We start from the raw sequence: 18,675 nt of genomic DNA on the forward strand, positions 1-18,675 counted from the left end.
GGAGGGGCGCCTCAGCGCTGGCAGTCGCGGCAGTGGAAGGTGGAGCGCCCCGCCTGCACGATGCGGCGGATGGTGCCCGCGCAGCCGTCGGTGGGGCAAGGCATCCCCTCGCGGTCGTAGGCGCGGAAGCCGTGCTGGAAGTAGCCCAGCGTGCCGTCGGCCTGGCGGTGGTCCTGCAGCGACGAGCCGCCCGCCGCGATGGCCTCCTCCAGCACGTCGCGGACGATGGGGACGAGCGCCGCGACCCGGTGGGCCGCGATGCGCCCGGCCTTGCGCATCGGCGCGATCCCCGCGCGGTGCAGCGCCTCGCAGACGTATATGTTGCCCAGCCCGGCGACGATCCGCTGGTCCAGCAGCGCTGCCTTCACGGGCGTCGCCTTGCCGCGGAATGCAGCGATCAGGTGGTCGGCGTGGAAGTGGTTGCCGAGCGGCTCCGGCCCCATCGCGGCGAAGTGGCGGCTCTCCTCCAGCGCGTCGGTGGGGACGAGGTCCATGAAGCCGAAGCGGCGGGCGTCGTTGAACGTCACGCGGTGATCGGCGGTGTGGAGCAGGACGTGGTCGTGGCGCGCGTGCCAGCCCGCGTCGCGGTGGAAGGCGCCCTGCTGGACGTCGTCCACCACCATGCGGCCGGACATGCCGAGATGCACGATCAGGGTCTCGCCGGTGTCGAGGTGCATCAGCAGGTACTTCGAGCGACGGCCCAGCGCGCGGACCGTCGCGCCGGTCAGCCGCTCGGCCATCCGCTCGGGGAAGGGCCAGCGCAGGTCGGGGCGGTTCACCTCGACCTTCGTGAGCCGCGCGCCCTCCAAGGCGGGGGCCAGCCCGCGGCGGACGGTCTCGACTTCGGGCAGTTCGGGCATGACGTCACGTTGAGGCTGCGGGCGGGCGGCGTATATGGCGATGGATCGACGGAGTTCAAAGATGACCGAGAAGACCACGCACTTCGGCGCGCGCACCGTCGCCGAGGAGGAGAAGGCCGGGCTCGTCCACGAGGTCTTCACCTCCGTCGCCTCGCGCTACGACCTGATGAACGACCTGATGTCGGGCGGCATCCACCGCGTCTGGAAGGACGCGATGATCGACTGGATCGCGCCCCGCCCCGGCACGCGGCAGCTGGACGTGGCGGGCGGCACGGGGGACGTGGCGTTCCGCGTCCTCAGACGCGCGCCCGGCGCCACGGCCGTCGTCTGCGACATGACCGAGCAGATGCTGGTCGAGGGCCGCCGCCGCGCCGAGGCCGAGGCGCTGTCGGACCGCCTCGACTGGGTGACGGGCGACGCGATGGCGCTGCCCTTCCCGGACGCGAGCTTCGATCTCTACACGATCTCCTTCGGCATCCGGAACGTGACCCGCATCCCCGACGCGCTGCGCGAGGCGTATCGCGTGCTGCGGCCCGGCGGGCGGCTCATGGTGCTGGAGTTCAGCCAGCTGCCGAACCCGATGATGCAGAAGGCCTACGACCTCTACTCGTTCAACGTGATCCCCCGGATGGGGCAGGCGGTGACGGGCGACCGCGACAGCTACCAGTACCTCGTGGAGTCGATCCGCAACTTCCCGGACCAGGACCGGTTCGCGGCGATGATCGCCGACGCGGGGTTCGGGAACGTGAAGTACCGCAACCTGACCTTCGGGATCGCGGCGCTGCACAGCGGGTGGAAGCTCTAGGTGCGCGGACCCCACAACATCTGGCGGCTGCTGCGGACCGCCGGGACGTTCCAGAAGACCGGCGCCATGGACGTGGTGCTGGACCAGCTGGACGCCCCCGCCGGCGCGCGGGCGATGCTGCGCGTTCTGGGCTGGCCGTTCCAGTGGCTGGGCTACGCGGGCGACCCGGCCCTGCCGCCGGTGACGCGCGCGATCCAGGCGCTTGGCCCGTCCTACATCAAGCTGGGCCAGATCCTGTCGACCCGGCCCGACGTGGTGGGCGGCGACCTCGCCACGCAGTTGCGCGTCCTGCAGGACCGCTTGCCGCCCTTCCCCACGGCGGAGGCGCGCCGCATGATCGAGCGCGACCTCCAGCAGCCGGTCGACGCGCTGTTCTCCGAGTTCTCCGAGCCCGTGGCCGCCGCCTCCATCGCGCAGGTCCACCAGGCACGGCGCGCCGACAACGGGCAGAAGGTCGCCGTGAAGGTCCTGCGCCCGGGGATCGAGCGGGCGTTCCGGCGCGACATCGACGCCTTCTACCTCGGGGCGCGGATGCTAGAGCTGGTCGCGCCCGCGTTCCGGCGGCTGCGCCCGATGGACGTGATCGCGCATTTCGACGCCACCGTGCAGCAGGAGCTGGACCTGCGCACCGAGGCCGCCGCCGCCTCGGAGTTCCGCGCCAACATCGAGCGCGATGAGGGGTTCACGGCGCCTGCGGTGGAATGGATGCTCTCGGGCCGGGCGGTGATGACGCTGGAATGGGTCGAGGGCGTGCCGATGGGCGACGTCGACGCCATCGAGGCGGCGGGCCACGACCGGGCGGACCTGTCGGACCGGGTGATGCGCATGTTCCTGCGCCATGCCCTGCGCGACGGCTACTTCCACGCGGACATGCACCAAGGGAACATGAAGGTGACGCCGGGCGGCGACATCGCGGTGTTCGACTTCGGGATCATGGGGCGCTTGGACGAGTACACGCGGCGCGTCTACGCGGGAATCCTGATGGGGTTCATCCGCAAGGACTACCGCCGGGTGGCCGAGCTGCACTTCGAGGCGGGCTACGTGCCCGCCGACCGCGACGTGGACCTGTTCGCGCAGGCGCTGCGCAGCGTGGGCGAGCCGATCTTCGGCATGGACGCCGACCGCATCTCCATGGGCCGCCTGCTGGCCTACCTCTTCGAGGTGACGGAGCGGTTCGGCATGGAGACGCGGACCGAGCTGATCCTGCTGCAGCGCACGATGGTGGTGGTCGAGGGGGTGGCGCGCTCGCTGAACCCGTCGATGAACATCTGGACCAGCGCCCAGCCCGAGGTGACGTCCTACATCCGCAAGAACCTCGGCCCGTCCGCCTTAGCGCGCGACCTCTACCGCACGGCGGAGGTGGTGGCCCGCTTCGGGCCGCGCCTGCCGGAGATAGTGGAGCGCGCGCTGGCGCAGGCGGGGACGCCGCCCGTGGTGGTCAACACCCGGCCCAAGCGCAACGCGGTGGCCCTGTTCCTCGCCGGGGGCGCGGTGGGGGTGGCGGCGGTGCTGCTGGGGCTGGCGGTCTGAGCGAAGGCAAATCCCTCGGAGGGATTTACGGGACGGAGCCTTTCGAAGGCTCCGGCGTCACCGCCAGAGGCGGCGGCAGCCCTGCAGCTGCGACTCGTACATGGAGGCGCGCGACGCGACCCGCGCGGACACGTCCACCAGCCACGCCTTCCGCTTCCACGTCCCGCGCCGGTAGCCCGTGCGCCCGTCGTGGTAGGCGAGGTAGTGCGACCGCGCGTCCGTCATCGGCAGGCCCAGCTCCCGGCGGCTCTTCTCCATGTACCAGCCCATGAAGTCCGTGGCGTCCGCGATGCGGTCGCGCCGCGCCCCGCGCCCCTCCTCGGCGAGGTACTCCTTCCACGTCCCGTCGAGCGCTTGGCTGTAGCCGTAGGCCGAGGACTGGCGCCCGAACGGGATCACCCCGAGGGCGTAGCGGAAGGGCGTGCGGGCGTCGGAGACGAACTTCGACTCTTGGTGGATGATCGCCATCTGCACGTGGACGGGGACGCCCCATTTGCGCTGCGTGGCGGCGAAGGCCCGCCCGTAGCCGCGCCGGTCCTGCAGGATCGCGCAGGCGTCGTCGAGGAAGGCGGGCGAGGCGCCGCGCCCCACGGTGCCCTTGTAGCCCGCCCCGCAGGCCGCGAGGCCCATCAGCAGAGCCAAGGAGAGAAGGAATTTCATGTCTGTCTGCCCATCGTCGTCGCCGTCGTTGGCCGCGGCGTTGGCGGGACCCTAGCGCGGCGGCGGCGATTCTTCCAAGCCGGTCAGAGCACGATCAGGAGAAGGAGCGGAATCGCGGCAACGGAGAGGGCGGTGGAGACGACCACCAGCCCCGCCGCCGCCTCGGCGTCGGCCCCGTACTTCTGGGCCAGCAGGTAGGAGGTGACCGCCACGGGGGTCGCCATCTGAAGCGTGAGCACGCCGGTCGCCTCGCGTCCCAGCCCGAAGGCGGCGGCCACGGCCAAGGCGATGGCGGCGCATGCGACGACCTTGAGCACCGAGAGGGCCGCCACGCGGGCCAGTCCCACGGGGCGGAGGCGCCCCACCGCGACGCCCAAGGTGATGAGCATCAGCGGGATCGCCATCTGCCCGATCAGTTCGAGCGCGTTCGTCAGGAAGGCGGGCGTCTCCCAGCCGCGCCACAGGAACAGCGCGCCGAGCAGGGTGGCGGGGACCATCGGCTCGCGCAGCAGGGCCTTGGGGTTGCCCGCGCCCGCCACCAGCGCGAGGCCCACGGTGAACACGAGCACGGCGGAGACCGCGAAGGTGACGACGCCCAGCTCCAGCCCCGCCTGCCCGAAGGCGTAGCCCGCGAGCGGGATGCCGAGGTTGCCGGTGTTCCCGAAGGTGAGCGGCGCGAGGTAGGTGCGCCGGTCGAGCCGCAGCACGAGCGTGACGGCCCACATCGCGGCCAGCACGGCGGCGTAGGCGGCGAAGGTGGCCAGCGTGACCGTGGCGATGGCCGCGGGGTCCAGCTCCGTCCCCATCAGCGCGGTGAAGATCAGCGCGGGCACCGCGAGCGTCATCGCGAGGCGGGTGACGAACGCCGTGTCGTAGGGAAATCCGAGCCGCACCCACGTCAATCCGACCCCCGCCAGCAGGAAGACCGGGGCCACGATCTCCAGCACCGTGAGGAGGAGAGTCACAGAGTGTTTCCGCCGATTCGCGCCGCCCGGCATGGACAGTGCGTCGCGGGCGGGTCTAGGGACGGGGCCGTGGAGGCGCAATCATGCTGAATCGGGAAGCCCGTTACGCACTAGGGACCGTGGTCCGGCATCGCTCGCACCCCTTCCGGGGCGTGGTGTTCGACGTGGACCCGCAGTTCGAGAACACCGAGGAGTGGTACGAGGCGATCCCGCCGGAGGCGCGTCCCGCCAAGGACCAGCCGTTCTACCACCTGCTCGCCGAGAACGACGACAGCTACTACGTCGCCTACGTGTCCGAGCAGAACCTCGTGCCCGACGAGTCGGGCGAGCCGGTGACCCACCCGGACCTGCCCGACCTGTTCGGCTCGTTCGACGGCGCGGGCTATCCGCTGCATTTTCAGCTGAATTGAGTCGCTAGCGGCGCGTCCGGGGCGCGTGGGTCACGCACCGACCCCCGCCGCCAGCGCATCCCAGACCGCCGCGACATGCGGGTCGGCGCGCGCGTCCGCATGGGCCGTGAGCCAGAGGGGGAGGGCCATCCCCGCCTCCGGCAGCACCCGCGTCAGCCCGTCCGCGGCGGCGACGGGAAGCGCGCCCACCCCCACCCCCGCATGGATCGCCGCCCGCAGCACGGCGTCGTCGTCGCAGCGCAGCGCCCACGCCTCGTCCGGCACCTGCGCGCCGGCCCACAGCCGCCGCAGGGTCGTGTCCCGGTCGGGGCCGAGGAGGTGGCCGTGCAGGTCCCGCATCGTCGCGGGCGCGCCGTGGCGGGCGACCCAGCCGGGATGGGCGTGGAGCCCGATCTCCAGCGTCCCGACCCTGCGGCGCAGGAGGTCCAGTTGCCGCGGCGCGGTCAGGCGCAGCGCGAGGTCGGCGCCGTGGGCGAGCAGGTCCGTCTCGGCGACGGCGGCCTCCACCTCGATCCGCAGGCCGGGGCGGGCGCGGCGCAGGTCGGCGAGGATCGGCGGCAGCAGCGTGGCGGCGACGGTGGGGCTGGCGCCGAGCCGGACGGTGCCCGCCGCGGCGCTGGCGTCGAGGCGGCGGGCGGCGAGGGCGGCGGCGGCCTCCATCGCCTCGGCGGGGGCGCGCAGGGCCTCGGCGGCGGGCAGCGGCGACAGGCCGGTGCGGGACCGGACGAAGAGCGGGCGCCCGAGGTCGCGCTCCAGCGCGTCGAGATGGCGCTTCACGCTGGGCTGGGCGAGGCCGAGATCGCGCGCGGCGGCGGACTGGCTGCCGGTCCGCAGCACGGCCAGCAGGGTGCGGAACCGCGTCCAATCGGAGATGTCGGTCATACGGTATCGTATGGAAGGGGCACGTTCATGGGCAAGTCCGTATCATCGGGCCGTCCGGTAGGCTGGGGGCGAACCGAAGGAGAGACCCGATGCCCGTCCGTCCCCTGCTCCGCGCCGAAGGCGCCGCCATCCTGATCCTGTCGCTCGCGGGCTACCGCCTGTGGGGCGGGGGCTGGGGGGTGCTCGTGCCGCTCTTGCTGCTGCCGGATGTGGCGCTGCTGGCCTATCTCGGCGGCGCGCGGGCGGGGGCGTGGGTTTACAACCTCGCGCATTCCTATGTCGGCCCGGCGGCGCTGAGCCTTTGGGGGCTGTGGGCGGGGTCGGACGTGGCGGTGGTCCTCGCGTGGGCGTGGGCCGCGCATTGCGGGCTGGACCGGATGCTGGGCTACGGCCTCAAGACCGGCGGCTTCCGCGACACGCATCTGGGGCGGATCGGGCGCGCTCAGAGCGTGACGCGGTAGCCCCCCGTCACGATCCCCCGGCGGTTGGTGATCGGCCCCTTCGTCAGGCGCACCGCCTCCGGGTGGGCCGCGTCCAGCGCGCCGTGCCGGACGAGGAGGGCGGCGATCACCGCCTCGGCGGCGCGGGTCGCGCCGTCCTCGACCTTGACCGCGATGCCGAGGCCGGGGCCGCCGTTCGCGTCGGGCAGGATCGCGGCGAACACCGCCTCGGCGCCCGTCTTGACCGCCACGCCGTCCATCGCGCGCATGAGCCCGGTGCAGGCCCGGCCCTCGCCCGCGACCATCACCGGGTGGCCCGCCATCGCGTCGCGCAGCCGCCGCATCGCGGTGCCGCGCGCGTCCGTCCCCGCGCGGGCGAAGCGGGCGAGGCCGCGCCCGAACCCTTCCAGCGAGACGGCGAAGTTCGGGGCGGAGCAGCCGTCGACGGCCCAGCCCACGCTCTCCTCCTCGCAGACCTCCTCGAAGGCGGCGCGCACGGCGCGCTGCACGGGGTGGTCGATCCCGACGTAGTCGGCCCCGCCCCCGAGGCGGCGGTTGAGGGTGAGGAACCCGGCGTGCTTGCCCGAGCAGTTGTTGTGGATCTGGCACGGCGCCTCGCCCGCGCGGATCAGCGCGTCGCGCGCGGCGGTGCCGTAGGGCTCGTGCGCGCCGCAGCGCAGGTCGTCGTCCGACAGCCCCTCGGCGGCCAGCCACGCGGCGACCATGTCCGTGTGGACGGCGTCGCCTTGGTGGGACGCGCAGGCCAGCGCGAGATGGGCGTCCGTCAGCCCCGCCGCGTCGGCGGCCCCCGATTCGACCAAGGGCAGGGCCTGCATCATCTTGCAGGACGAGCGGGGGTAGGTGACGCGCGCCGGGTCGCCCCACGCCTCGACGACGGATGCGCCGTCATGCACGACCGCGTGCACGCGGTGCAGGCTCTCGACCCGGTCCCCCCGGATGACTTCCACGATGGCCCGGTCCATGTGCCGCTCCCTTGCGCGATATTCCGCCGCGCGGGGTGGCGACCCCGCGAGACGGCGCCTATCATCGCGCCGCACAGTTTCAAACGCGGCACTCCGGGGAACGCGGGGGCCGCCCAGAGGACGACCGGGGCACGATGAACAGCATGATCCGTTTCGCCGCCGCCGCGCTGATCGCGGGGGCGGGCACCCTCGCCGGGGCACAGGAGAGCACCAACCGCGTGGGGACCGAGACCGACTGGTCCATCTTCGTGGAGGACAGCCCGACACAGTGCTGGATCGTCTCGGCGCCGAAGTCGGTGAAGAACACCCGCGACGGGCGCGAGGTCGCGGCGCGGCGCGGCGACATCCGGATGTTCGTCTCCTACTGGCCGGGCAACGACCGCAAGGGCGAGGTCTCCGTCACCGGCGGCTACCCGTACCGCGACGGCTCGACCGTGCAGTTGGCGATCGGCTCCACGACCTTCGAGCTGTTCACCGACGGCGAGCTGGCATGGGCCGCCTCGCCCACGGACGACCAGCGCATCGTCACCGCGATGAAGCGCGGCGCGCAGGCGGTGGTCACCGGCACCTCGGGCCGCGGCACGCGCACGGAGGACACGTTCTCGCTGCTCGGCTTCACGGCGGCGGTCGAGGACGCGGAGACCCGCTGCGGCGGCTGACCTCCCCCGCCTGTCAATTTCCCGAGGGCGTCCCTATATGGGGCGCCTTCTGCCATTCCGGGGTGCGACATGACCCAAGCGCCGATCACGCAAGACGTCCTGACGATCCCCCGCGCGGCTGCGGCGGGGCTGCCGAACCTCGTGGGCCTCACGCGCGCGCAGATGGCCGGGGCGCTGGCGGAGTTCACCCCGCCCAAGCAGGTGAAGATGCGCGTGAACCAAGTGTGGCAGTGGCTCTACCACTGGGGCGTGCGCGACTTCGACGCGATGACGAACCTCGCCAAGGGGTATCGCGCCGAATTGGCCGCGCGCTTCGTGATCGCGCTGCCCGAGGTGATGACGCGGCAGGTCAGCGCGGACGGCACCCGCAAGTACCTGATCCGCATCGCGGGCGGGCACGAGGTGGAGACCGTCTACATCCCCGAGGAGGGGCGCGGGACGCTCTGCATCAGCAGCCAGGTGGGCTGCACGCTGACCTGCTCGTTCTGCCACACGGGCACGCAGAAGCTCGTCCGCAACCTCACCGCGGCGGAGATCGTGGGGCAGGTCATGCTGGCGCGCGACGACCTCGGGGAGTGGCCCGAGCCGGGCGTGGGCACCGGCGAGGCGGGGCCGCGCCTGCTGTCGAACATCGTGCTGATGGGCATGGGCGAGCCGCTCTACAACTTCGAGAACGTCCGCGACGGGATGAAGATCGTCATGGACAACGAGGGGATCGCGCTGGGCCGCCGCCGCATCACGCTGTCCACGAGCGGGGTGGTGCCCGAGATCGCGCGCACGGCCGAGGAGATCGGCTGCCTCTTGGCGGTGTCGTTCCACGCGACCACGGACGCGGTGCGCGACGTGCTGGTGCCGATCAACAAGCGCTGGAACATCGAGACGCTGCTCGACGCCCTGCGGGAGTATCCCAAGGCCACGAACAGCGAGCGGATCACCTTCGAGTACGTGATGCTGGACGGGGTGAACGACACGGACGCGGACGCGCACCGGCTGGTGGGGCTGCTGGACGGCATCCCGGCCAAGGTGAACCTGATCCCGTTCAACGAGTGGCCGGGCGCGCCCTACAAGCGGTCGAGCAACAACCGCATCCGGGCCTTCGCGACGATCCTGATGCAGGCGGGCTATGCCAGCCCGATCCGCACGCCGCGGGGCGAGGACATCATGGCCGCCTGCGGCCAGTTGAAGTCGGAGACGGAGCGCGCGCGCAAGTCGCGCCGCGAGATCGCCGCCGAGGCGGGGCTCTAGTCGGCCAGCCGCGCCAACGGCGCGTCGAGCCGCCACCGCAGCCCGCCGGGGGCGTAGTCGTGGGTCGCGCGCCCGGCCAGCGCGCTGTCGAGGAGGGCGCCCGTGACGCGGGAGCCGAAGCCCCGGCGGACGGGCGGGGACACCGGGGGGCCGCCGGTCTCCGCCCAGTCGAGCCGGAGGCGCCCGTCGGCGGTCCGCCACGTGACGGACAGGCGACCGGCGGGGGTCGAGAGCGCCCCGTACTTGGCGGCGTTGGTGCCGAGTTCGTAGATCGCCATGCCCACGGCCTGCGCCGCGCGCGGCCCGAGGTCGACCGCCGGGCCGTCCGTGGCGATGCGGGCGCCCGCGTCGAGCGGCCGGAGCTGGCCTAGGATCAGGGCGCCGAGGTCGGCCCGCTCGCCGCCGCCCACGGTCAGGAGGTCTTGGTTGCGCGACAGGCTGGACAGGCGCGCGTCGAAGGCGGCGGTGAAGTCCGCGCCGGCGTGGTGGCGGGCCGTCTGGCGGGCGACCACGCCGACGATCGCGAGGATGTTCTTGGTGCGGTGCGCCAGTTCGCGCACCAGCACGTCGACCCGCGCCCGCGCGCGGCGCTGCTCGGAGATGTCCCCGTAGGTGACGACGCGGCCCGACGACCGGCCCACGGGGTCGCGCACCTCGGCCACGGAGCGGCGCACGGGGATGGACCGCCCGTCGCGGTGCAGGCGCTCCACCTCGTCGTGCAGGTCCTCGCCCGCGCGGATCGCGGCGAGGACCGCGTCGGGGAGGGGCGGCTCGTCGGCGGGGACGAGCAGGTCGTCGAGGCGGCGGCCCGTGGCCTCGGCCTCGGTCCAGCCGAAGAGGGCGGTCGCGGCGGGGTTCCACGCCTCGATCCGCCCGTCCGATGCGATCACGATGATGGCGTCGGGCGCCGAGCGCACCGTCGCGGCGAAGCGCTCGGACTCGATCCGGCGGGTCAGCAGTTCGCGCTCGTAGGCGCGGCGCTGCTCGTTGCGGTGGACGCAGATCCGGGCGGCGCGCATGGTCCCGTCCGCCGCCTCGGCGCGGGCGGCCATGGTGACGCCGATGCGCGTGCCGTCCCGGCGGCGCAGCTCGATCGCGACCTCGGCGAACTCGCCCTGCACGGCGAGGAGCGGGCGCAGGTGCGTCTCGAAGTAGATGCGCCCCGCCGGGGTCAGCAGGTCGAGCAGCCGGGTCCCCTCCAAGTCCTGCCCCTCCCGGCCCAGCCAGTCGCGCAGGGCCGCGTTGGCGAAGGTGACGCGCCCCTCGCCGTCGATCCCCGCGATGCCGCAGGGCAGGAGGTCCGCGTCGATCCGCGTCCCGTCGTGGGCGGGGTCGTCCATCGCCGCCGCCCGTCAGGTCCGCGTCACCGGGCCGCGACGGGCGCGACGGCGGCGCGGATCGCGGCGATCGTGGCCTGCGGGAAGGAGACGTGGGGGCAGTGCCCGGTGGCGTCGAGCATCACCATGTCGGCGCGGGGCATGTTCTCGGACAGCCAGTCGCGGACGGGGGGCGGCACGAGGATATCGTCGCGGCACTGCAGCACCAAGGTCGGCTGGCGCACCGCCTTCACGTCGGCGCGGTGGTCGGACAGGAACGTGACCTCGGCGAAGTGCTTGGCGATGTCGGGATCGGCTTGGCAGAAGCTGTTGACCAGTTCCTGCCCGTGCTCGGGCGCGTCGGGCGTGCCCATGATCGCGGGCGCCATGTCGGAGGACCAGCCGAGGTAGTTGGCGTCGAGCACCTCCAGCAGGCCCTCGAGGTCGGCGCGGGCGAAGCCGCCGACGTAGTCCCCGTCGTCCATGTAGGAGGGCGAGGGGCAGACCATCACGAGGCGCTCGACGAGGTCGGGCCGGGCGTTGGCGGCGAGGGCCACGATCATCGCGCTGACGGAATGGCCGACGGCGATCACGTCGCGCAGGCCGAGCCCCTCCAGCACGGCCACGAGGTCGTCGGCATGGCCCGCGAGCGTCCCGTAGCGGGTGGCGTCGTAGTCCGAGGTGGCCGAGGCGCCGCATCCCATGAGGTCGTAGGTCACGACCGTGAACGCGTCCTCGAAGGCGGGCGCCACCTTGCGCCACATCGTCTTGTCGCAGCCGTAGCCGTGCACGAACACGATCGCCCGGTCGCCGGAGCCGTCGACCGTGACGGCGTGGCGGGTCTTGATGTCCATCTCGGGCCTCCGCTCGGGTCGGGTCTACCAAGCAGGGACGGGCGGTCGGATCAACCGCCGATGGCGCCGCCCCGGGCCGTTCGCCGGGGGCGGGTGGGGCGGATCAGCGCTTGTCGCGCTTGCGCGGCATCAGGACGGTCTTGAGCCACTGGAGGCTGTCGATCTCGGCCATGTCGGGTTCCTCGGGTTCGGGACGGTATCGAGGGCGCAACGAGGGATGCGCTGCGACGGTTCCCCGGCGCGCGCGGCGGCGGCGGACGGCTGCCGGTCAGGCGGCGAAGTCGTCGCGCGCGATGCCCTGCAGGTAGAGGAGCGCCGAGAGGTCGCCGTGGTTGACCCGGAGCGGCGCCTCGGCTTGCACGGCGGGTTTGGCGTGGACGGCCACGCCCATCCCCGCCGCCCGGATCATGCCGAGATCGTTGGCCCCGTCGCCCACCGCCAGCACGTCCGCAGCCGCGATCCCCATCTCGGCGCAGAGGTCGCGCATCCGCTCGACCTTGGCGTCGCGCCCGAGGATCGGCTCGCCCACGCCACCCGTCAGGCGCCCGCGCTCCACCTCCAGCACGTTCGCGCGGTGCCCGTCGAAGCCGAGCTGGTCCACGACCCACGCGGTGAAGGCGGTGAAGCCGCCCGACACGAGCTCGGCCCGCGCGCCCTGCGCCCGCATCGTCGCCACCAGCGCCCGCCCGCCGGGGGCCAGCGTCAGGCGGTCGGCGATGGTCTCGTTGATCGCGGCCACCGGCAGCCCCGCCAAGAGGCCCACCCGCTCGCGCAGCGCGCCCTCGAACCCGATCTCGCCGTTCATGGCCCGCGCGGTGATCGCCGCGACCCGCTCGCCCACGCCCGCGTGGACGGCCAGCTCGTCGATGCATTCCTGCGCGATCATGGTGCTGTCCATGTCCGCCAAGAGCAGCCGCTTGCGCCGCCCCTCGGGCCGCACGGCGTTCAGGTCGATCCCCTGCGCGTCGAGCCCCGCGCGTGCCTCCTCGAAGCTGTCGGGCAGGGGCGCCTCGAACTCCGCCGCTTGGCGCGGCGACAGCCAGCGGGGCGCGGTGCCGCCCCATGCGGAGCGCAGGGATTCGACGGTGCCGGGGTCCAGCGCCCCCTCGGCGGCGGCGAGCACGAAGATGCGGGTCTGCGACATGGGGCGGCGCATAGCGCGCGATGGGGCCTTGCGCGACCCCTCGGCGGCGAATAGCGACGGCGGCGGGACACCCTCCCCCAACGGAGGGCGAATATCTGGAAGGATACCATGACTGGACCCGCGAAACCGGACACCCGTCCGGCCGATCCCCGTTTCTCCTCGGGGCCCTGCAAGAAGCATCCGGGCTTCTCGCTCTCCGACCTCGCCACCAATTCCTTGGGCCGCTCGCACCGCGCCCAGCCCGCGAAGTCGCGGCTGAAGGAGGCGATCGACCGCACCCACGCGCTGCTCGGCCTGCCCGCGGACTACCGCGTCGGCATCGTGCCCGCCTCGGACACCGGCGCCTACGAGATGGCGATGTGGACGATGATGGGCGCCCGCCCCGTCACCATGCTGGCGTGGGAGTCGTTCGGGAAGGGCTGGGTCACGGACGCCGTGAAGCAGCTGGACCTCGACGCCACCGTGATGGAGGCCGACTACGGCCACCTCCCGGACCTGTCGGTGGTGGACTGGTCCCATGACGTCGGCTTCACGTGGAACGGCACGACCTCCGGCGTGGCGGTGCCCGACGGCGAGTGGATCCCCGCCGACCGCGAGGGCCTGACCTTCGTGGACGCCACCTCCGCCTGCTTCGCGATGGACCTGCCGTGGGACAAGTGCGACGTCACCACCTTCTCGTGGCAGAAGGTGCTGGGCGGCGAGGGCGCGCATGGCGTGCTGATCCTGAGCCCCCGCGCGGTCGAGCGGCTGGAGAGCTACGCGCCCGACCGCCCGCTGCCCAAGGTGTTCCGCCTGACCAAGGGCGGCAAGCTGATCGAGGGCATCTTCGAGGGCGCCACGATCAACACGCCGTCGATGATGTGCGTGGAGGACTACCTCTCGGCGCTCGACTGGGCCGAGGGCGTGGGGCTCGACGGGCTGATCGACCGCTCGCGGCGCTCGGCGCGGGCCATCTGGGAGTTCTGCGAGACCCGCGACTGGATCGCCAACCTCGCCGTCGATCCCGCCACCCGCTCCACCACGTCGATCTGCCTGACGATCCGGGGCGAGGGCGTCGCCGCCAAGATCGCCAAGCGGCTGGAGGCGGAGGGCGTGGCCCTCGACGTCAAGGGCTACCGAGATGCGCCCGAGGGTCTGCGCATCTGGTGCGGCGCGACCGTCGAGCCCGACGACGTGGCCGCCCTCATGCCTTGGATCGAGTGGGCCTACGCCCAGGAGACGCAGGCCGCCGCCGCATAACGTGGGCCTTTGCCCACCCCACGACATCGGCCCACCCCCGTAGGGTGGGCGACAGCCCACGCATACCACGCATATCAGGAGCCCATCATGGCCCCCAAAGTCCTCGTCTCCGACAAGCTGTCCGAGACCGCCGTGCAGATCTTCCGCGACCGCGGCATCGACGTGACCTTCGACCCCTCGCTGGGCAAGGACAAGGAGAAGCTGGCCGAGGTGATCGACCAGTATGACGGCCTCGCCATCCGCTCGGCCACCAAGGTGACCGAGAAGCTCTTGGAGCGCGCCACGAACCTCAAGGTCGTGGGCCGCGCGGGCATCGGCACCGACAACGTCGACAAGGCGGCAGCAAGCAAGAAGGGCGTGATCGTGATGAACACGCCCTACGGCAACATGATCACGACGGCCGAGCACGCCATCGCCCTGATGTTCGCCGTGGCCCGCCAGATCCCCGAGGCGGACGCGTCCACGCAGGCGGGCAAGTGGGAGAAGTCCCGCTTCATGGGCGTCGAGCTGACCGGCAAGACGCTGGGCGTGATCGGCGCGGGCAACATCGGCGGCATCGTCTGCCAGAAGGCCGTGGGCCTGGGCATGAAGGTCGTGGCCTACGACCCCTTCCTCTCCGAGGAGCGCGCGACCGAGCTGCGCATCCGCAAGGTGGAGCTGGACGAGCTGCTCGCGAAGGCGGACGTCATCACCCTGCACGTCCCGCTGACCGACCAGACGAAGAACATCCTGTCCCGCCAAAACCTTGAAAAGACGAAGAAAGGCGTGCGCATCGTCAACTGCGCACGGGGCGGCCTCGTGGACGAGGCGGCGCTGGCCGACCTCCTCAAGTCCGGCCACGTGGCCGGCGCGGGCTTCGACGTGTTCGAGACGGAGCCCGCCACCGACAGCCCGCTCTTCGGCCTGCCCAACGTCGTCTGCACCCCGCATCTGGGTGCGTCGACCACCGAGGCGCAGGAGAACGTGGCCCTGCAGGTGGCCGAGCAGATGTCGGACTACCTGCTGACGGGCGCGGTGACGAACGCGCTCAACATGCCCTCGGTCACCGCCGAGGAGGCCAAGGTGATGGGGCCGTGGCTGAGGCTGGCCGATCATCTCGGCGCCTTCGTGGGTCAGCTGACCGAGGAAGCCGTTGATTCCATTGAAATCGTCTACAACGGCATTGTCGCCGACATGAACCTCGACGCGCTGAACTGCGGCGTGATCGCGGGGCTGATGAAGTCGGTGAACCCGGACGTGAACATGGTCTCGGCGCCGGTCATCGCCCGCGAGCGGGGGATCGAGATCTCCACCACGCGGCAGGACAAGTCGGGCGTGTTCGACGGCTACATCAAGGTCATCGTCAAGACGGCGCAGCGCGAGCGGTCCATCGCGGGCACGGTGTTCTCGGACGGCAAGCCGCGCTTCATCCAGATCAAGGGCATCAACATCGACGCCGAGGTGGGCGCGCACATGCTCTACACCACCAACGAGGACGTGCCGGGCATCATCGGCGCCTTGGGCCAGACCATGGGCGAGAAGGGCGTGAACATCGCGAACTTCACGCTGGGGCGCTCGGACCGGGGGAAGGACGCCATCGCGCTGCTCTACCTCGACGACCAGCCGCCGGCGGAGGCGCTCGACGCGCTGCGCGAGACCGGCCTGTTCCAGTCGGTCGCCCCTCTCCGCTTCGAGGCGGCATGATCTACGCCGTCGGCGACATCCACGGGCACCCGGCCCAGCTGGACCGGGTGCTCGCGCTGATCGAAGCCGACGGCGGTCCCGACGCCGAGATCGTGTTCCTCGGCGACTACGTGGATCGCGGCCCCGACGCGCGGGCCGTGATCGACCGGCTGGCGGCGGGCTGGGCCGAGGGACGCCCATGGACCTTCCTGCTGGGCAACCACGACCGCATGTTCCGCAGCGCCGTCACGGGCGGCCCCCTGCGCGATCCGGGCCTGCGCGAGGGGCTGACGTGGCTGCATCCCCGCCTCGGCGGTCGCGACACGCTGAAGTCCTACCTGCGCTGGCGCGACCGGCCCCGCGCGGGGCGGTGGGACGAGGAGGTGCCCGACGAGGCCGACCCGAGGCTCGCCAAGCTGCGCGCCGCGATGGCCGCCGCCGTGCCCGAGCGCCACCTCGCCTTCCTCGACGCGCTCGTCCCGATGCACCTCGCCGCCGACCACGCCTTCGTCCACGCGGGCATCCGTCCGGACGTGCCGCTCGGGGAGCAGGTCGAGGACGACCTCGTCTGGATCCGCGAGCCGTTCCTGTCGGACCCCACCGACCACGGGCGCCTGGTCGTGCACGGCCACACCCCCGTCGACCGGCCCGAGCACCGGGGCAACCGGCTGAACCTCGACACCGGCGCGGGCTACGGGCGCCCCGCCGCCGCCGCCGCCCTCGACGGACCGGAGGCGTGGCACCTCACGGAGGCGGGCCGCGTCCCCATCAGGCCGCCGGTGCGGCGCGCCCGCGCCTGACGGCACGTCCCTCTTCCCCCGCCCCGCCGTTCCCCGAATACTCGGCCCGGACCCCAGACCCCGGAGCCGCCCCATGGACGTCGTCATCCTCTCCGCCGCCCGCACCGCCATCGGCACCTTCGGCGGCAGCCTCGCCGCGAGCCCCCCGACGGCGCTCGCCGCCACGGCCGCGCGCGCGGCGCTGGGGCGGGCGGGCGTGGCCCCCGGGGAGGTCGGCACCACGGTCTTCGGCCACGTCATCAACACCGAGCCGCGCGACATGTACCTGTCCCGCGTCGCCGCGATGGAGGCGGGCGTCCCCGAGACGGTGCCCGCGATGAACGTGAACCGGCTCTGCGGCTCGGGCCTTCAGGCGGTGGTCTCCGGCGCGCAGGCGCTGGCCACGGGCGACGCCGAGGTCGCGCTGGTCGGCGGCGCCGAATGCATGTCCCGCTCGCCCCATGCCATCCAAGGGATGCGCTGGGGCTCCAAGATGGGCGACGCGCAGGTGATGGACATGATGCTGGGGGCGCTGAACTGCCCCTTCGGCACGGGGCACATGGGCGTGACGGCGGAGAACGTGGCCGCGCGCCACGGCGTGTCGCGGGCCGATCAGGACGCCTTCGCGCTGCGCAGCCAAGAGCGCGCGGCGCAGGCCATCGCCGAGGGCCGCTTCGCCGACCAGATCGTCCCCGTCACCGTGAGGCGCAAGCGCGAGGAGGTGGCCTTCGACACCGACGAGCATCCCAAGGCCACCTCGGCGGAGGCGCTCGCGGGGCTGCGCCCGGCCTTCCAGAAGGACGGCACCGTGACGGCGGGCAACGCGAGCGGGATCAACGACGGGGCGGCGGCGCTGGTGCTGGCGACGGCGGAGCGCGCCGCGCGGGCGGGCTGGACGCCCCGCGCCCGGATCGTGGGATGGGGCCATGGCGGCGTGGCCCCCGACGTGATGGGCATGGGGCCGGTCCCGGCGGTGCGGCAGCTGATGGCGCGCACGGGGCTCGGGCCGGACGACTTCGACGTGGTCGAGTCGAACGAGGCCTTCGCCGCGCAGGCCGTCGCCGTGACGCGGGAACTGGGCCTCGACCCCGAGCGGGTGAACCCGAACGGCGGGGCCATCGCGCTGGGCCACCCGGTCGGGGCCACGGGCGCCATCATTCTGTGCAAGGCACTGCACGAGCTGGAGCGCGTCGGCGGCGCCCGCGCGCTGGCCACCATGTGCATCGGCGGCGGGCAGGGCATCGCGGTGGCCATCGAGCGCTTGACCTGAGCGCGGCGCGGCCCCCCTGTGCCCCCATGACACCCGACCAGATCGCCGCCCTCCCCTACCGCCCCTGCGTGGGCATCTGCCTGACGAACCCGGACGGGCGCGTCTGGACCGGCCAGCGGCTCGACCGCATGGGGCAGGCCCCCGCATGGCAGATGCCCCAAGGCGGCATCGACCCCGGCGAGGCGGTGATGGACGCCGCCTACCGCGAGCTGCACGAGGAGACCGGCCTCGCCCGCGGGGCGGTGGCCTTCGTCGCGCAGCTCCCCGAGCCGGTGCCCTACGACCTGCCCGCCGAGCTGGTCCCCAAGCTCTGGAAGGGCCGCTACCGGGGCCAGATGCAGGACTGGGTGCGGCTCTCCTACGACGGCCCGGACGCGGCGGTGGACCTCGACGCGCACGAGCGGGAGTTCTCGGAATGGCGCTGGTCGGAGCCGCGGGCCGTGCTCGACGGCATCGTCCCGTTCAAGCGCGACGTCTACGCGGCGGTGCTCGGCGGCTTCGGGCTGCTGTGAGGGCGCTCGTCCTCCTCCTCGCCCTCGCGGCCCAGCCGGCGCACGCCCTCTCCTGCCTGCGCCCGGAGCCGGCCCGCACCTTCGCGGAGGCGGACGCGTCGCCCGCGGGGTATCGCATCGCGCGGGGCACGCTGGCGCCGCCGGAGGGCTGGACCGCGCCCGCGTCCGAGGATCCCGGCGCGCCGGATCGGCGCGGCTACGCGGTCGAGGCGACCGGCGCGCTCCGCTTCGCCACGCGCGACGGGTGGTCCGCGCCCCGCCCGGTGCGCGTGACGATCGAGGTCGGGTGCGTCGCCCACTGGTGCGGCGCGCCGCCGGCGGGGGAGGCGGTGCTGTTCCTGCGGGACGCGGGCGGGACGCTCGTGCTGGACGAGGCCGCCTGCCCGATGTGGTCCTTCCCCGCCACGCCGGAGGTGCTGGCCGAGCTGCGCCGCTGCGTCCGAGGGGCCTGCGGCTAGGC

The 18,675-nt window shown here is 72.8% G+C and carries 20 protein-coding genes; 12 read left to right on the plus strand and 8 right to left on the minus strand.

Annotated features, from left to right (window positions below; all coding sequences use genetic code 11):
* Window positions 1–11: 11 nt before the first annotated feature.
* Complete coding sequence (mutM, locus tag JQC91_RS06065) at window positions 12–860, minus strand: bifunctional DNA-formamidopyrimidine glycosylase/DNA-(apurinic or apyrimidinic site) lyase (protein ID WP_203285914.1); 849 nt, start codon at window positions 858–860, stop codon at window positions 12–14.
* A gap of 40 nt (window positions 861–900) precedes the next feature.
* On the opposite strand from mutM, the gene ubiE reads away from it, so the two are divergent.
* Both ubiE and ubiB read left to right on the plus strand, forming a co-directional pair.
* Window positions 901–1,665 carry a bifunctional demethylmenaquinone methyltransferase/2-methoxy-6-polyprenyl-1,4-benzoquinol methylase UbiE gene (gene ubiE, locus JQC91_RS06070; RefSeq protein WP_203286453.1) on the plus strand — a complete coding sequence of 255 codons (765 nt, stop codon included), beginning with the start codon at window positions 901–903 and terminating at the stop codon, window positions 1,663–1,665.
* Complete coding sequence (gene ubiB, locus JQC91_RS06075) at window positions 1,666–3,195, plus strand: 2-polyprenylphenol 6-hydroxylase (RefSeq protein WP_203285915.1); 1,530 nt, start codon at window positions 1,666–1,668, stop codon at window positions 3,193–3,195.
* A gap of 57 nt (window positions 3,196–3,252) precedes the next feature.
* Here ubiB and JQC91_RS06080 read toward each other — a convergent pair whose 3' ends face one another.
* Window positions 3,253–3,855, minus strand: coding sequence for a lytic transglycosylase (locus tag JQC91_RS06080; RefSeq protein ID WP_203285916.1), 603 nt, complete (start codon window positions 3,853–3,855; stop codon window positions 3,253–3,255).
* 83 nt (window positions 3,856–3,938) lie between these two features.
* Window positions 3,939–4,820, minus strand: coding sequence for an AEC family transporter (locus JQC91_RS06085; RefSeq protein ID WP_203285917.1), 882 nt, complete (start codon window positions 4,818–4,820; stop codon window positions 3,939–3,941).
* Between the two features lie 83 nt (window positions 4,821–4,903).
* Here JQC91_RS06085 and hspQ point away from each other — a divergent pair, with 83 nt between their 5' ends.
* Window positions 4,904–5,230: a heat shock protein HspQ gene (gene hspQ / locus JQC91_RS06090; RefSeq protein ID WP_203285918.1), complete on the plus strand. Its 327-nt coding sequence runs from the start codon at window positions 4,904–4,906 to the stop codon at window positions 5,228–5,230.
* A 30-nt stretch (window positions 5,231–5,260) separates the two neighbouring features.
* Here the strand turns inward: hspQ and JQC91_RS06095 are convergent, their stop codons facing one another.
* A complete protein-coding gene (locus JQC91_RS06095) occupies window positions 5,261–6,112 on the minus strand; it encodes a LysR family transcriptional regulator (RefSeq protein WP_203285919.1) in 852 nt (283 codons plus the stop codon).
* 89 nt (window positions 6,113–6,201) lie between these two features.
* Between JQC91_RS06095 and JQC91_RS06100 the strand changes: the two genes are divergently transcribed.
* Window positions 6,202–6,573, plus strand: coding sequence for a DUF4260 family protein (locus tag JQC91_RS06100; RefSeq protein WP_203285920.1), 372 nt, complete (start codon window positions 6,202–6,204; stop codon window positions 6,571–6,573).
* Here the strand turns inward: JQC91_RS06100 and JQC91_RS06105 are convergent.
* A complete protein-coding gene (locus JQC91_RS06105; protein WP_203285921.1) occupies window positions 6,555–7,535 on the minus strand; it encodes an asparaginase in 981 nt (326 codons plus the stop codon). The genes JQC91_RS06100 and JQC91_RS06105 overlap by 19 nt on opposite strands.
* Window positions 7,536–7,678: 143 nt before the next feature.
* Here JQC91_RS06105 and JQC91_RS06110 point away from each other — a divergent pair, with 143 nt between their 5' ends.
* Window positions 7,679–8,194, plus strand: coding sequence for an invasion associated locus B family protein (locus JQC91_RS06110; protein WP_238941352.1), 516 nt, complete (start codon window positions 7,679–7,681; stop codon window positions 8,192–8,194).
* A gap of 69 nt (window positions 8,195–8,263) precedes the next feature.
* Window positions 8,264–9,439 (plus strand): 23S rRNA (adenine(2503)-C(2))-methyltransferase RlmN, encoded by a 1,176-nt coding sequence (rlmN, locus tag JQC91_RS06115; protein WP_203285923.1) that lies wholly within the window; start codon window positions 8,264–8,266, stop codon window positions 9,437–9,439.
* Here the strand turns inward: rlmN and JQC91_RS06120 are convergent.
* From JQC91_RS06120 to serB, 3 genes are all read right to left on the minus strand, one after another.
* On the minus strand, window positions 9,436–10,779 hold the full coding sequence (locus JQC91_RS06120) for a PAS domain S-box protein (protein WP_203285924.1): 1,344 nt from the start codon (window positions 10,777–10,779) through the stop codon (window positions 9,436–9,438). The genes rlmN and JQC91_RS06120 overlap by 4 nt on opposite strands.
* Window positions 10,780–10,802: 23 nt before the next feature.
* Complete coding sequence (locus tag JQC91_RS06125; protein WP_203285925.1) at window positions 10,803–11,609, minus strand: alpha/beta hydrolase; 807 nt, start codon at window positions 11,607–11,609, stop codon at window positions 10,803–10,805.
* A 268-nt stretch (window positions 11,610–11,877) separates the two neighbouring features.
* Window positions 11,878–12,753: a phosphoserine phosphatase SerB gene (gene serB, locus JQC91_RS06130; protein WP_203285926.1), complete on the minus strand. Its 876-nt coding sequence runs from the start codon at window positions 12,751–12,753 to the stop codon at window positions 11,878–11,880.
* Between the two features lie 108 nt (window positions 12,754–12,861).
* Here serB and JQC91_RS06135 point away from each other — a divergent pair, with 108 nt between their 5' ends.
* The 6 genes from JQC91_RS06135 to JQC91_RS06160 all read left to right on the plus strand — a co-directional run bounded on the left by JQC91_RS06135 (window position 12,862) and on the right by JQC91_RS06160 (window position 18,673).
* Complete coding sequence (locus JQC91_RS06135) at window positions 12,862–13,992, plus strand: phosphoserine transaminase (protein WP_203285927.1); 1,131 nt, start codon at window positions 12,862–12,864, stop codon at window positions 13,990–13,992.
* An 87-nt stretch (window positions 13,993–14,079) separates the two neighbouring features.
* Window positions 14,080–15,675 carry a phosphoglycerate dehydrogenase gene (serA, locus tag JQC91_RS06140; RefSeq protein ID WP_203285928.1) on the plus strand — a complete coding sequence of 532 codons (1,596 nt, stop codon included), beginning with the start codon at window positions 14,080–14,082 and terminating at the stop codon, window positions 15,673–15,675.
* Complete coding sequence (locus tag JQC91_RS06145) at window positions 15,672–16,454, plus strand: metallophosphoesterase family protein (RefSeq protein WP_203285929.1); 783 nt, start codon at window positions 15,672–15,674, stop codon at window positions 16,452–16,454. The genes serA and JQC91_RS06145 overlap by 4 nt, the downstream gene beginning before the upstream one ends.
* Before the next feature lie 73 nt (window positions 16,455–16,527).
* Window positions 16,528–17,703: a beta-ketothiolase BktB gene (gene bktB, locus JQC91_RS06150; RefSeq protein WP_203285930.1), complete on the plus strand. Its 1,176-nt coding sequence runs from the start codon at window positions 16,528–16,530 to the stop codon at window positions 17,701–17,703.
* A gap of 26 nt (window positions 17,704–17,729) precedes the next feature.
* Window positions 17,730–18,215 carry an RNA pyrophosphohydrolase gene (locus JQC91_RS06155; protein ID WP_203285931.1) on the plus strand — a complete coding sequence of 162 codons (486 nt, stop codon included), beginning with the start codon at window positions 17,730–17,732 and terminating at the stop codon, window positions 18,213–18,215.
* Window positions 18,212–18,673, plus strand: coding sequence for a hypothetical protein (locus tag JQC91_RS06160; RefSeq protein ID WP_203285932.1), 462 nt, complete (start codon window positions 18,212–18,214; stop codon window positions 18,671–18,673). Before JQC91_RS06155 ends, JQC91_RS06160 begins: the two co-directional genes overlap by 4 nt.
* The last annotated feature ends 2 nt before the right edge of the window (window positions 18,674–18,675 follow it).

Origin of the sequence: Jannaschia sp. Os4, from assembly GCF_016820245.1 — a bacterium.
Taxonomy (GTDB): domain Bacteria; phylum Pseudomonadota; class Alphaproteobacteria; order Rhodobacterales; family Rhodobacteraceae; genus Jannaschia.

Excerpts from the sequence above, each read along its gene's own strand:
- mutM (WP_203285914.1), bottom strand. The coding sequence starts at position 860 with ATGCCCGAACTGCCCGAAGTCGAGACCGTCCGCCGCGGGCTGGCCCCC.
- ubiE (WP_203286453.1), top strand. The coding sequence starts at position 901 with ATGGATCGACGGAGTTCAAAGATGACCGAGAAGACCACGCACTTCGGC.
- JQC91_RS06080 (WP_203285916.1), bottom strand. The coding sequence starts at position 3,855 with ATGAAATTCCTTCTCTCCTTGGCTCTGCTGATGGGCCTCGCGGCCTGC.
- hspQ (WP_203285918.1), top strand. The coding sequence starts at position 4,904 with ATGCTGAATCGGGAAGCCCGTTACGCACTAGGGACCGTGGTCCGGCAT.
- JQC91_RS06095 (WP_203285919.1), bottom strand. The coding sequence starts at position 6,112 with ATGACCGACATCTCCGATTGGACGCGGTTCCGCACCCTGCTGGCCGTG.
- JQC91_RS06100 (WP_203285920.1), top strand. The coding sequence starts at position 6,202 with ATGCCCGTCCGTCCCCTGCTCCGCGCCGAAGGCGCCGCCATCCTGATC.
- JQC91_RS06105 (WP_203285921.1), bottom strand. The coding sequence starts at position 7,535 with ATGGACCGGGCCATCGTGGAAGTCATCCGGGGGGACCGGGTCGAGAGC.
- JQC91_RS06110 (WP_238941352.1), top strand. The coding sequence starts at position 7,679 with ATGATCCGTTTCGCCGCCGCCGCGCTGATCGCGGGGGCGGGCACCCTC.
- rlmN (WP_203285923.1), top strand. The coding sequence starts at position 8,264 with ATGACCCAAGCGCCGATCACGCAAGACGTCCTGACGATCCCCCGCGCG.
- JQC91_RS06120 (WP_203285924.1), bottom strand. The coding sequence starts at position 10,779 with ATGGACGACCCCGCCCACGACGGGACGCGGATCGACGCGGACCTCCTG.
- JQC91_RS06125 (WP_203285925.1), bottom strand. The coding sequence starts at position 11,609 with ATGGACATCAAGACCCGCCACGCCGTCACGGTCGACGGCTCCGGCGAC.
- serB (WP_203285926.1), bottom strand. The coding sequence starts at position 12,753 with ATGTCGCAGACCCGCATCTTCGTGCTCGCCGCCGCCGAGGGGGCGCTG.
- JQC91_RS06135 (WP_203285927.1), top strand. The coding sequence starts at position 12,862 with ATGACTGGACCCGCGAAACCGGACACCCGTCCGGCCGATCCCCGTTTC.
- serA (WP_203285928.1), top strand. The coding sequence starts at position 14,080 with ATGGCCCCCAAAGTCCTCGTCTCCGACAAGCTGTCCGAGACCGCCGTG.
- JQC91_RS06145 (WP_203285929.1), top strand. The coding sequence starts at position 15,672 with ATGATCTACGCCGTCGGCGACATCCACGGGCACCCGGCCCAGCTGGAC.
- bktB (WP_203285930.1), top strand. The coding sequence starts at position 16,528 with ATGGACGTCGTCATCCTCTCCGCCGCCCGCACCGCCATCGGCACCTTC.
- JQC91_RS06155 (WP_203285931.1), top strand. The coding sequence starts at position 17,730 with ATGACACCCGACCAGATCGCCGCCCTCCCCTACCGCCCCTGCGTGGGC.